The 11583-nt window shown below is 64.0% G+C and carries 13 protein-coding genes and 1 riboswitch; of the genes, 7 read left to right on the top strand and 6 right to left on the bottom strand.

The window, feature by feature from the left end; all coding sequences use genetic code 11:
- Positions 1-44: 44 nt before the first annotated feature.
- From AKG11_RS07930 to AKG11_RS07920, 3 genes are all read right to left on the bottom strand, one after another.
- Complete coding sequence (locus tag AKG11_RS07930; RefSeq protein ID WP_050743491.1) at positions 45-482, bottom strand: EamA family transporter; 438 nt, start codon at positions 480-482, stop codon at positions 45-47.
- Positions 479-868, bottom strand: a complete 390-nt coding sequence (crcB, locus tag AKG11_RS07925; RefSeq protein WP_050743490.1) for a fluoride efflux transporter CrcB — start codon at positions 866-868, stop codon at positions 479-481. The genes AKG11_RS07930 and crcB overlap by 4 nt, the downstream gene beginning before the upstream one ends.
- Positions 869-971: 103 nt before the next feature.
- A riboswitch (Fluoride riboswitch) is annotated at positions 972-1036 on the bottom strand.
- A 75-nt stretch (positions 1037-1111) separates the two neighbouring features.
- Entirely contained in the window at positions 1112-1660 is a 549-nt protein-coding gene (locus tag AKG11_RS07920) for an HdeD family acid-resistance protein (protein ID WP_023514428.1), read from the bottom strand.
- A 151-nt stretch (positions 1661-1811) separates the two neighbouring features.
- Here AKG11_RS07920 and betI point away from each other — a divergent pair, with 151 nt between their 5' ends.
- From betI to AKG11_RS07895, 5 genes are all read left to right on the top strand, one after another.
- Positions 1812-2465 (top strand): transcriptional regulator BetI, encoded by a 654-nt coding sequence (betI, locus tag AKG11_RS07915; protein ID WP_050743489.1) that lies wholly within the window; start codon positions 1812-1814, stop codon positions 2463-2465.
- Positions 2466-2503: 38 nt separating this feature from the next.
- Entirely contained in the window at positions 2504-4033 is a 1530-nt protein-coding gene (betC, locus tag AKG11_RS07910; protein ID WP_050743488.1) for a choline-sulfatase, read from the top strand.
- A 1-nt stretch (position 4034) separates the two neighbouring features.
- Complete coding sequence (gene betB / locus AKG11_RS07905) at positions 4035-5498, top strand: betaine-aldehyde dehydrogenase (RefSeq protein ID WP_050743487.1); 1464 nt, start codon at positions 4035-4037, stop codon at positions 5496-5498.
- Between the two features lie 166 nt (positions 5499-5664).
- A complete protein-coding gene (gene betA / locus AKG11_RS07900; RefSeq protein ID WP_050743486.1) occupies positions 5665-7317 on the top strand; it encodes a choline dehydrogenase in 1653 nt (550 codons plus the stop codon).
- Between the two features lie 63 nt (positions 7318-7380).
- Positions 7381-7659, top strand: coding sequence for a hypothetical protein (locus AKG11_RS07895; RefSeq protein ID WP_023514423.1), 279 nt, complete (start codon positions 7381-7383; stop codon positions 7657-7659).
- Here the strand turns inward: AKG11_RS07895 and AKG11_RS07890 are convergent.
- From AKG11_RS07890 to AKG11_RS35100, 3 genes are all read right to left on the bottom strand, one after another.
- Entirely contained in the window at positions 7652-8122 is a 471-nt protein-coding gene (locus AKG11_RS07890) for a DUF6644 family protein (RefSeq protein WP_050743485.1), read from the bottom strand. The genes AKG11_RS07895 and AKG11_RS07890 overlap by 8 nt on opposite strands.
- Before the next feature lie 10 nt (positions 8123-8132).
- The gene (locus tag AKG11_RS07885; RefSeq protein ID WP_082342368.1) at positions 8133-8495 is read right to left on the bottom strand and encodes a DUF6152 family protein; all 363 of its coding nucleotides are present in this window, start codon (positions 8493-8495) and stop codon (positions 8133-8135) included.
- 165 nt (positions 8496-8660) lie between these two features.
- On the bottom strand, positions 8661-9581 hold the full coding sequence (locus AKG11_RS35100) for a calcium-binding protein (RefSeq protein ID WP_050743483.1): 921 nt from the start codon (positions 9579-9581) through the stop codon (positions 8661-8663).
- Between the two features lie 251 nt (positions 9582-9832).
- Here AKG11_RS35100 and AKG11_RS07875 point away from each other — a divergent pair, with 251 nt between their 5' ends.
- Both AKG11_RS07875 and cysD read left to right on the top strand, forming a co-directional pair.
- Positions 9833-10582, top strand: coding sequence for a phosphoadenylyl-sulfate reductase (locus tag AKG11_RS07875; protein WP_050743482.1), 750 nt, complete (start codon positions 9833-9835; stop codon positions 10580-10582).
- A gap of 47 nt (positions 10583-10629) precedes the next feature.
- Positions 10630-11583 carry a sulfate adenylyltransferase subunit CysD gene (gene cysD / locus AKG11_RS07870; protein WP_023514418.1) on the top strand — a complete coding sequence of 318 codons (954 nt, stop codon included), beginning with the start codon at positions 10630-10632 and terminating at the stop codon, positions 11581-11583.

Below are 11583 nucleotides of genomic sequence, written 5' to 3'. Positions count from 1 at the left end.
TCGGTGAAATCTCAATAACTACAAGGAGTTGAAAAAGAATTCCCTCATATAGGCAGAGCCAGCAGCAAGGCGCCGCCGCCGATCATCAGGACGGCGATCCAATGGGCCGTGGAAAGCTGTTCGCCGAGGAACAGAACGGCGAAGATGGCGACCAGAACGACGGAAAGCTTGTCGACCGGCGCGACCTGGGCGGCCTTGCCGATCTGCAGCGCGCGGAAGTAACAAAGCCAGGAGGCTCCGGTCGCAAGGCCCGAGAGAATGAGGAAAATCCAGCTCCTTGCCGGCAGCGAGCCCGGCGCCTGCCAGTTCCCGGCCAGCGTCAGCATGAGGGCGAGCGCCAGGAGGATGACGACGGTGCGCACGAAGGTCGCGAAGTCGGAATTGACCTCGGAGATGCCGATCTTGGCGAAGACTGCCGTCAGCGCGGCAAAGACCGCCGAGCCGAGCGCCCAGAGCTGCCAGGACGTCAGGAACGCCTTCACATTGCACCTCCTGCGAGCATAAGACGTGAAACTGCAAGTCCCGCCGCCACGGCGAGCAGCGAAAAAATTACTGATGCGCCGACATAAAGCGCCGCCAACCCCGCTTCGCCGCGCTCCCAGAGCAGCGCCGCATCGAGCGAGAAGGCGGAAAAGGTGGTGAAGCCGCCGAGGATACCCGTCGTCAGGAACAGCCGCATCTCCTGCGGCAGGTGACCGCGGAAGGCGAAGACACCGGCGATAAGCCCCATCAGAAGGCAACCGAGCACGTTGATGGCGAGCGTGCCGGCGGGAAAGGCCGTGCCGAACAGCCGGGCGGCCAGCACATTCACCCCATGGCGCCCGGCCCCGCCGATGCCCGCGCCGAGAAAGACGATCAGATAGCTCATGTGCGTTGCCCTCACAGTCCGTTGATGCGACATCCGGACAACAAAAAACCGCCCTCGGGCGGTCGCAGAACATGCTCCCGCCGCCGACGGCCATCGCTGGCCGGTCTTGGCAGGAGCTATCAGCCGGTCAAACGGCGGTTGTCGGGGAGCTCCATCCCCATCCCACGCGATTTTTCTAGGCCTTGCCGTCCCGCCTGTCAAACGCCACCCCACCGGCACCCGGCGGGGCGGCTGAACGGGTGGCTACTTCCGCAGCGCCAGGCCGAAGGCGATCAGCGCCCAGCCCTGCATGGCAAGGTCGAAGGCGAGGAACAGGCCGAGCAGCCAGAGGCTGTTGACCGGCCAGCCGATGAGGAAGACGAGGCCTGCGAGCGCCGTGACGATGCCGCCGGCAAGCAGCCAGCCCCAGCCCTTTTCCGGCCGGACCCGCAGGGCCGCGAAGATGCGGAACAGCCCCGCGACAAGGAGCGCGGCCGCCATCAGCAGGGTCAGCACGGCCGAGGTCAGCACCGGATTGACGAAGGCGAGCACGCCGGCGGCAAGATAGAGCAGCGCACTCAGCGCCCAGGCGATCGTCTCCCGCCAGGCCTTGACCTGGAAGGCATGGGCGAGATGCACCGCGCCGCCGACGATCATCAGCATGCCGACATAATAGACCGAGGCGACCGTCGCCCAGAAGAGATTGGCCGCGGCGATGCCGCCGAAGACGAGCAGGACGACGCCGAGCGCGACGAACCAGCCCCATTTTGCGCGCACGTCCGAGAGGGGGTTCATTCCGGGAGAGAGGACCATGTTGCACCTCGAAAGAAGAATGAAAACAAAGGCAGGCTAACACGGAACGCTCCCTCTTCGCGACAGCGAATTGACGCAGCGTGAAGCGCAAAGATTTTTATTGATTGATCGATCAATTAAAAATACCCTTGCAGAAAATCAGGAAAACGCCATGCCGAAAGTTGGAATGGAGCCGGTGCGCCGCAAGGCGCTGGTGGACGCGACGCTGAGGGCGGTCGGCGATCATGGCTCGCTGGCTGTCACCATGTCGGAAATCGCCCGCCATGCCGGCGTGTCCCCCGCCCTTGCCCATCACTATTTCGGCTCGAAGGAACAGCTCGTCATCGAGACGATCCGCAGCCTGCTGCGCCAGCTGCGCGCCGATGCGGTGGCGGCGCTCGGGGCGGCGGAAACGCCACGGGAACGGCTCTCGGCGATCATCCGCGTGAACTTCCAGGCGCACCAGTTTGCGCCGGAAACGGTCGCCGCCTGGCTTGCCTTCTATACCGAGGCCCAGCGTTCGGAAGCGGTGCGCCGTCTCCTCGTCGTCTATGCACGGCGGCTGAACTCCAATCTCCTGTCGAGCCTCAAGCAACTCTGCCCGGCCGGGACCGCGGGGGAGATCGCCGACGGGGCGGCAGCAATGATCGACGGGCTCTACCTGCGGCAGGGCCTGAGATCCGCGCCGGTCAGCATCGAATCCTCGATCGCGCTGACGGAGAGTTATGTCCAGGCGCAGCTGGCGGCATCAGGTGCGGCCGGGGTTGTCGCAGGATCGCCCCCGCCCGCCGCAGGGCGGCGGCCTTCCGTCGCCGCGCAGCGATAGAACTGTCAAAACCTCGCTTCCCCTTCAAGGATCCGCCCGTGACCGCCAGCAAGCCGAACATCCTGATCATCATGGTCGATCAGCTCAACGGAAAGTTCTTCCCGGACGGGCCGGCGGATTTCCTGCATGCGCCGCACATGAAGGCGCTCGCGGCGCGCTCGGCGCGGTTCCGCAACAACTACACCTCTTCCCCGCTCTGCGCGCCGGCCCGCGCCTCCTTCATGGCCGGCCAGCTTCCGAGCCGCACGCAGGTCTATGACAACGCCGCCGAATACATCTCCTCGATCCCGACCTTCGCCCATCACCTGCGCCGCGCCGGCTACTACACGGCGCTGTCGGGAAAAATGCACTTCGTCGGGCCGGACCAGCTGCACGGCTTCGAGGAGCGGCTGACGACGGACATCTACCCCGCCGATTTCGGCTGGACGCCGGATTACCGCAAGCCGGGCGAACGCATCGACTGGTGGTATCACAATATGGGGTCGGTGACGGGCGCCGGTGTTGCCGAGATCACGAACCAGATGGAGTATGACGACGAGGTCGCCTTCCTCGCCAACCAGAAGCTCTATCATCTCTCCCGCGAAAACGACGACGACGCGCGCCGCCCCTGGTGCCTCACCGTCTCCTTCACCCATCCGCACGACCCTTACGTGGCGCGGAGAAAATTCTGGGATCTCTACGAGGACTGCGCGCACCTTCTGCCCGAGGTCGGCATGCTCGAGAGCCAGGACCCGCATTCCGCCCGCATCCTGCATTCCTGCGACTATGCCAAATTCGCCATCAGCGGCGAGGACGTGCGCCGCTCGCGCCAGGCCTATTTCGCCAACATCTCCTATCTCGACGAAAAGGTCGGCGAACTCGTCGATACGCTGACGCGCACGCGCATGCTGGAAAAAACGCTGATCCTCTTCTGCTCGGATCACGGCGACATGCTCGGCGAGCGCGGCCTGTGGTTCAAGATGAACTTTTTCGAGGGTTCGGCCCGCGTGCCGCTGATGATTGCAGGCCCGGGTGTTGCGCCCGGCCTGCACCTTGCGCCGACGTCGAACCTCGATGTCACGCCGACGCTCTGCGACCTCGCCGGCATTTCCATGGAAGAGGTCATGCCCTGGACGGACGGCGAGAGCCTCTTGCCGGTCATCAACGGCGCCGAGCGGACCACGCCCGTGCTGATGGAATATGCGGCCGAGGCCTCCTATGCACCCGTCGTCGGCATCCGCGAGGGCAAGTGGAAATACATCCACTGCGAACTCGATCCGGAGCAGCTTTACGATCTCGATACCGATCCGCTGGAGCTGACGAACCTTGCGACGTCCGACGATCCCGTCATCAAGGCGACGCTCGCCGCCTTTAGGCAGATGCGCGAAGCGCGCTGGGACATGGAGGCCTTCGACGCGAGCGTGCGCGAAAGCCAGGCGCGGCGCTGGGTGGTCTACGAAGCGCTGAGGAACGGGGCCTATTATCCCTGGGACCACCAGCCGCTGCAGAAGGCATCCGAACGTTACATGCGCAACCACATGAACCTCGACAATCTCGAGGAATCCAAACGCTACCCGCGGGGAGAATGAGATGAAAGCCCAACCGAAAGCCTCGCACTTCATCGACGGCGACTATGTGGAAGACACCGCCGGCACGCCCTTCGACAGCATCTACCCCGCCACCGGCGAGGTGATCGCCCGCCTCCACGCCGCAACGCCGGCCATCGTCGAAAAGGCGATCGCGTCCGCCAAGCGCGCGCAGAAGGAATGGGCTGCGATGAGCCCGACCGCGCGCGGCCGCATCCTGAAGCGGGCCGCCGAGATCATGCGCGAACGCAACCGCGCGCTTTCCGAACTCGAAACGCTCGACACGGGCAAGCCGATCCAGGAGACGATCATCGCCGATCCGACTTCGGGCGCCGACGCCTTCGAATTCTTCGGCGGCATCGCGGCCGCCGGCCTCAACGGTGACTATATCCCGCTCGGCCAGGATTTCGCCTTCACCAAGCGCGTGCCGCTCGGCGTGTGCGTCGGCATCGGCGCCTGGAACTATCCGCAGCAGATCGCCTGCTGGAAGGGCGCGCCGGCCCTCGTCTGCGGCAATGCCATGGTCTTCAAGCCTTCGGAAAACACGCCGCTCGGCGCTCTGAAGATCGCAGAAATCCTCATCGAGGCCGGCCTGCCGAAGGGGCTCTACAACGTCATCCAGGGCGACCGCTCGACCGGCCCGCTGCTCGTCAACCATCCTGACGTCGCCAAGGTCTCGCTGACTGGCTCCGTGCCGACGGGCAAGAAGGTGGCGGGCGCGGCGGCCTCCGACCTCAAGCACGTCACGATGGAACTCGGCGGCAAGTCGCCGCTCATCGTCTTCGACGATGCCGACCTCGAAAGCGCCATCGGCGGCGCGATGCTCGGCAATTTCTATTCGACCGGGCAGGTCTGCTCGAACGGCACCCGCGTCTTCGTGCAGAAGGGCATCAAGGACAGGTTCCTGTCCCGCTTGAAAGAGCGCACGGAAAAGATCCTGATCGGCGACCCCATGGACGAGGCGACGCAGCTCGGCCCGATGGTCTCGAAAGCCCAGCGCGACAAGGTTCTGGACTATATCGAAAAAGGCAAGGCCGAAGGCGCGACGCTGCTGACCGGCGGCGGCATTCCGAACGACGTGTCGGGCGAAGGCACCTATATCCAGCCGACCGTTTTCGCCGACGTCACCGACGAGATGACCATCGCCCGCGAGGAAATCTTCGGCCCCGTCATGTGCGTGCTCGATTTCGACAGCGAGGACGAGGTGATCGCGCGCGGCAACGCCACGGAATTCGGTCTCTCCGGCGGCGTCTTCACGACGGATATCACCCGCGCCCACCGCGTCGTCGACCAGCTCGAAGCCGGCACGCTCTGGATCAACACCTACAACCTCGCCCCCGTGGAAATCCCCTTCGGCGGCTCCAAACAATCCGGCTTCGGCCGCGAGAACTCGCTGGCGGCGCTGGAGCACTATTCCGAGCTGAAGACGGTGTACGTGTCGATGGGCAAGGTCGAGGCGCCGTATTGAGGGGTTGCCCCTCACCCTAGCCCTCTCCCCGCAAGCGGGGAGAGGGAACGTGCCTTACGCACGTCCAGAGAACGGAAAACGGCGCGGCACATCCCTTCTCCCCGCCTGCGGGGAGAAGGTGGCGGCAGCCGGATGAGGGGCATTTTAGGGGAAAGCGAAGTTCACCATGCAGAACGCAGACTATATCATCATCGGCTCCGGCTCCGCCGGCTCGGCGATCGCCTACCGGCTCTCGGAGGACGGCAAGCATACGGTCATGGTGCTGGAATATGGCGGCTCGGATATCGGGCCGTTCATCCAGATGCCGGCAGCGCTTGCCTGGCCGATGAGCATGAAGCGTTATAACTGGGGCTACCTTTCCGAGCCCGAGCCGCACCTCAACAACCGCCGGATCACCGCGCCGCGCGGCAAAGTGATCGGCGGCTCGTCGTCGATCAACGGCCTTGTCTATGTGCGCGGCCATGCGGAAGACTTCAACCGCTGGGAGGCGCTGGGCGCGCAGGGCTGGGCCTATGCGGACGTGCTGCCCTATTACAAGCGCATGGAGACCTCCAGCGGCGGCGAGGCCGGCTGGCGCGGCACCGACGGGCCGCTGCATGTGCGGCGCGGGCCGGTGACGAACCCGCTCTTCCATGCCTTCATCCAGGCCGGCAGCCAGGCGGGCTTCGAGCTGACGGAGGACTATAACGGCTCCAAGCAGGAAGGTTTCGGCCTGATGGAGCAGACGATCCATGACGGCCGTCGCTGGTCGGCGGCGAATGCGTATCTCCGCCCCGCCATGAAGCGGCCGAACGTCTCGCTGGTCCGCTGCTTTGCCCGAAAGATCGTCATCGAGAACGGCAGGGCCGTCGGCGTCGAGATCGAGCGGAACGGCAAGATCGAAGTCGTGAAGGCGAACCGCGAGGTGGTCGTCTCCGCCTCCTCGTTCAATTCGCCAAAACTGCTGATGCTGTCGGGCATCGGCCCCGGCCAGCACCTCAAGGACATGGGGATCGAGGTCAAGGTCGACCGGCCGGGCGTCGGCGCCAACCTGCAGGACCATATGGAATTCTACTTCCAGCAGGTCTCGACCAAGCCGGTCTCGCTCTATTCTTGGCTGCCCTGGTTCTGGCAGGGGGTGGCGGGGGCGCAGTGGCTTCTCTCCAAGGGGGGCCTTGGCGCGTCCAACCAGTTCGAGGCCTGCGCCTTCCTGCGCTCCGCGCCGGGCCTGAAGCAGCCGGATATCCAGTACCATTTCCTGCCCGTCGCGATTTCCTACGACGGCAAGGCGGCGGCCAAGAGCCACGGCTTCCAGGCCCATGTCGGCTACAACCTGTCGAAGTCGCGGGGCAGCGTGACGCTGCGCTCGTCAGATCCGATGGCCGATCCGGTCATCCGCTTCAACTACATGAGCCACGAGGAAGACTGGATCAAGTTCCGCCACTGCGTGCGCCTCACCCGCGAAATTTTTGGCCAGCAGGCGTTCGACGAGTTCCGCGGGCCGGAAATCCAGCCGGGCGCGAAGGTCGAGACGGACGCGGAGATCGACGCCTTCCTGCGCGAGCATCTGGAGAGCGCCTATCACCCCTGCGGCACCTGCCGCATGGGCGCGGCGAGCGACCCGATGGCGGTGGTCGATCCGGAAACGCGCGTCATCGGCGTCGAGGGTCTTCGCGTCGCGGACAGTTCGATCTTCCCGCATGTCACCTACGGCAACCTCAACGCGCCGTCGATCATGACCGGCGAGAAGGCGGCCGACCACATCCTTGGCAGGCAACCGCTCGCCCGCTCCAACCAGGAGCCGTGGAAGAACCCGCGCGCGGCGGTGAGCGACCGGTAAAAAGTTCGGAACCTTAATGGTTGCAAGGGGTTGAGGCGGGCAATCGCCTCAAAGGGGGACCCTGTGGCAATCTACAAAAAGGTTTCGCATCGTCATATCCGCAAGGAGACCGACCTCGTCGTCACGCTCATCGAGGGCCTTGGCGGTCCCTGCGCTTTCCTCACCGACCCGGCGCAGGGCCGCGACACGATCCCCATTCCCGTCGAAGAGGCGCTCGCCGGCGCAGAGCAGGTGATCGCCGGCGCGCCGGCACCGCGCGAGCTGGTCGTCGTCGACGAGGAGGATCTTTGGGATGAGCGCTGGGGCACCCTGACGCCTGACCCCGAGCGCACAATCAGATGAAGGCGATCCAGCGCCCTGCCAACACCGCACCGATCCAGACGGCCAGCGACAACAGCGCCTGCGCGCGCACGAGAGGCGGCACGCTGTCCGTCTCGATCACCCCGCGCCACGCGCCGCGGGCGTGCAGAACAACCGCATTGAGGACGCCGAGGGCGATGAGCGCGACCTTGGCGAGGAAGGCGGGGTTTTCGGCGTATTCCTGCGGACGCACGGAGAAGAGACAAAGGCCGGTCGCGACCGCCGCGGCAACGCCGATCCCTGCTGTGCGTGACAACAGCGGCCCGATGGTCGCGACCGGCGGTGTCCGCAAGACGCCGATGAGGCGCAGATCGAGCGGCAGGATGGCGCCGACGACAAGGCCGATCGCCAGGATGTGGGCGGCGTTAACGAGGAGATAGAACGTGCCGGACGTCTTCAGCGCGGCGGCGACCGGCGTCGTCGAGAGCCAGGCGAGCGCCTCCATGTCCGCCTCGTCAGTTCGTTTGAATGCGCTCGGGATAGATGTCAAAGACTTTTCCGGCAACGGTGATGCGCACGGCCTTCATGCGCTTTTCCGTCTGGTCGAGCGAACGGTTGCCCAGGACGACGATCGTGTCGCCGGGCTTTGCCGAGTCTTGGGCAAAGCCGGACCGCTGCGTCTGGCGTGGATTGCCGAGTTCGATCTTCCACACCCCGTCCGAGGCCGTTTCGACGTCCAGCGAGGGGTGCGGCGGTGCGATCGACACGGTGCGGATCGTGCCGGTGAGGTCGCTCTGCGCCTCTTCGGCCCAACCCCAGCCGTGATGGGCGAAGGCGGCGAAAGTGGTCATCGACGCGGCAGCGGCAAGGACGACCATTCTGGTTGTTGCAGCTTGCATGGCATTTTCCTCTGTCGGTTCTGCCCCGACAGACAGGATACACGCCTCACCGGGTAAGGCTGTTCAAGGATAGTTGAACGGCCTTACCCAAATGAAAAGGCCGGGCAATCGCCCGGCCCTTCCTGTCCGCTTCCGACCGGAGGCTCAGAAGAAGAAGAAATCGTTGGCGTGAAGGTCTGCCTTGTCGATGCCTTCGAGCTTGATGCTGTTCTTGCCGTATTCGATGACGAGATCGCCTGACTTTTCGGTGGCGTGCGAAAGCACGTCGTTGAAGTTCGACAGGACCGACTTGTCGAGGCGGATCACGTCACCCTTGGCGCTGCCGGCCTGGAAGTCGGTGATCGTGTCGTTGCCCTGGCCCTTCTTGAAGATGAAGACATCGTTGCCGGAGCCGCCGGTCAGCCTGTCATTGCCCGTACCGCCGTCGAGCGTGTCGTTGCCGGTCCCGCCCGAAAGCTTGTCGTTGCCGGAATCGCCATAGAGCTTGTCATTGCCCGAGCCGCCGGAAATCGTGTCGTTGCCGCCGCCGCCTTTCAGCGTGTCGTTGCCGTTGTTGCCGGAGATCTTGTCGGCCTTGCCGAAACCGGTGAAGGTATCGCTGCCGGTGCTGCCGGAGAACTCGATGGCATTTGCCTTGAGGATCTTTTCGAGGCTGGTCGTCGCGCCGCCATCGGTGTTCTTGCCGCCCATGATGTCGCTCAGAATCTTGCCGCTGAGGGTCTTGTCCGTCACGTTGAGGCCGGTGATCTCGATATCGGAGACCGACTTGAAGCGGGAACCGACGAGCTCGACCTTGTTGCCGAAGGTGATTGCGTTCAGCGAGCCGGAGATCTTGTGGGTCGCCAGATCGTAGTCCCACTTCGCCTTGCCGGAGGTGAGCACGACGCCATAGTCCTTGGCATTGGTGCTGGCGTATTGCGTGCCGCTCATGGCCATCGGGTCCGTGCTGTTGAAGGAGCCGTAGCCATCGCGGAGGTAGGTCTTGTCGAAGTTGGTGAGGTAAGAGCCGAAATTGATGCCCTTGCCATCCTTGTTCGCATCCTTGACCGAAATCTTGATCGCCATTTGCTCGTTCCTTCCTGTCGGGCGCACGCGCGCATAATACCTGAATTTGATACTCAGCTATTAAATCTGATTTTTTATGTCAAGTTTTTTAAAGCCCCTCTCGGCGTCGATCCAAGGCGGCAGGATTTCTGCCCGTGGCGCGAGATGGAGAGATATTTGCTCCCGCGCCGGTGTTTCAGAAATCCGTTTTGCTGTCTCGCCGGGGACAAGGCTGCGATAATCCGGCAACTTCTCATAAAGGCACCGAACGAATGACTGCTCTTACCGGAAACGGGACCGCGCAGGCCCTGAATGACAAACTCGCCGAACTCGACCTTGCCGGCCGTCTTGCGCTGGTGGCCGGGCTGGGCGGGCGCGCCGTGTTCACCACCAGCCTCGGCATCGAGGACCAGGTGATCACCGCCGCCATCGGCACCGGACGCCTGCCGATCGACGTTTCGACGCTGGAGACCGGCCGGCTCTTCAAGGAGACCGTCGATCTCATCGGCGAGACCGAGGACCAGTACGGCATCACCATCACGCGCTATCATCCCCGTAAGGAGGATATCGACGCCTATGCCGCGCAATACGGCCTCAACGGCTTCTACGAGAGCGTCGAAGCCCGCCACGCCTGTTGTGGCGTGCGCAAGCTGAAGCCGCTTGCGCGCGCACTCGAAGGGGCATCCTTCTGGATCACCGGCCTTCGCCGCGGCCAGTCCGGCAACCGTGCCGACACGCCGTTCGCGGAGTTCGACGCGGAACGGGGCCTGATCAAGATCAACCCGCTGGCGGATTGGGATATCGAGCGCATTAACGCCTATGTGGCCGACAATGCCGTTCCGGTGAACCCGATGCACAAGCGCGGTTATCCCTCGATCGGCTGCGAGCCCTGTACGCGCGCCATCAAGCCGGGCGAACCCGAACGGGCCGGCCGCTGGTGGTGGGAAAACGACGAAAAGCGCGAATGCGGCCTGCACGTTCCCGAATCGGCACTCCCCTCCCTCGAATCGAGCGCCCTTTAAAAAACCATTCGCCTCGACAGGCACAGTTATCCGGAGTTACCCCTTTCATGTCCGATACCCGTCACGAAGCGGAAGCGAAGCACAACGCAACGCCCAAGCCCCCGCTCGATCCGCATCTGAAGGCGCTGGAAAACGAAGCGATCCACATCTTCCGCGAAGTCGCCGCCGAGTTCGAAAGGCCGGTGATGCTCTACTCGATCGGCAAGGATTCCTCGGTTCTCCTGCATCTGGCGCGCAAGGCCTTCTATCCCGGCCGCGTGCCCTTCCCGCTGCTGCACGTCAACACGGGCTGGAAATTCGCCGAGATGATCACCTTCCGCGACAAGATCGTGAAGGACTACGACCTCGACCTGATCGAGCACGTCAATCCGCGCGGCGCGGCTGAGAACGTCACGCCCTTCACCCATGGTTCCGCGCTCTATACGGACATCATGAAGACCGAGGCGCTGCGCCATGCGCTCGACGCCGGCAAGTTCGACGCGGCCTTCGGCGGCGCGCGGCGCGACGAGGAAGCCTCGCGCGCCAAGGAGCGCATCTACTCCTTCCGCACGCCGGACCATCGCTGGGATCCGCGCAACCAGCGCCCGGAACTGTGGAACGTCTATAACGGCATGATCCGCCAGGGCGAAAGCGTGCGCGCCTTCCCGCTGTCCAACTGGACCGAGGTCGACATCTGGCGCTACATCCAGGCCGAAGACATCCCGATCGTACCGCTCTATTTCGCGGAGAAGCGGCCTTACGTGGAGCGCGACGGCATGATGATCCTCGCCGAGGATCCGCGCCTCGAACTCTTGCCCGGCGAAGTCAAGCAGGAAGGCGTCATCCGCTTCCGCACGCTCGGCTGCTTCCCGCTGACCGGGGCGATCCGCTCGCAAGCCACGACGCTCGACGACATCATCACTGAACTGGAGACCGCCACCGTCTCCGAACGTCAGGGCCGCGCGATCGACCGCGACCAGTCCGGCTCCATGGAAAAGAAGAAACGCGAAGGGTATTTCTGA

The sequence above is a fragment of the Shinella sp. SUS2 genome (assembly GCF_001262505.1).
Lineage (GTDB): Bacteria > Pseudomonadota > Alphaproteobacteria > Rhizobiales > Rhizobiaceae > Shinella.
Note: the sequence above shows the minus strand (reverse complement) of the source record. Positions and strands in the feature narration are given on the sequence as shown.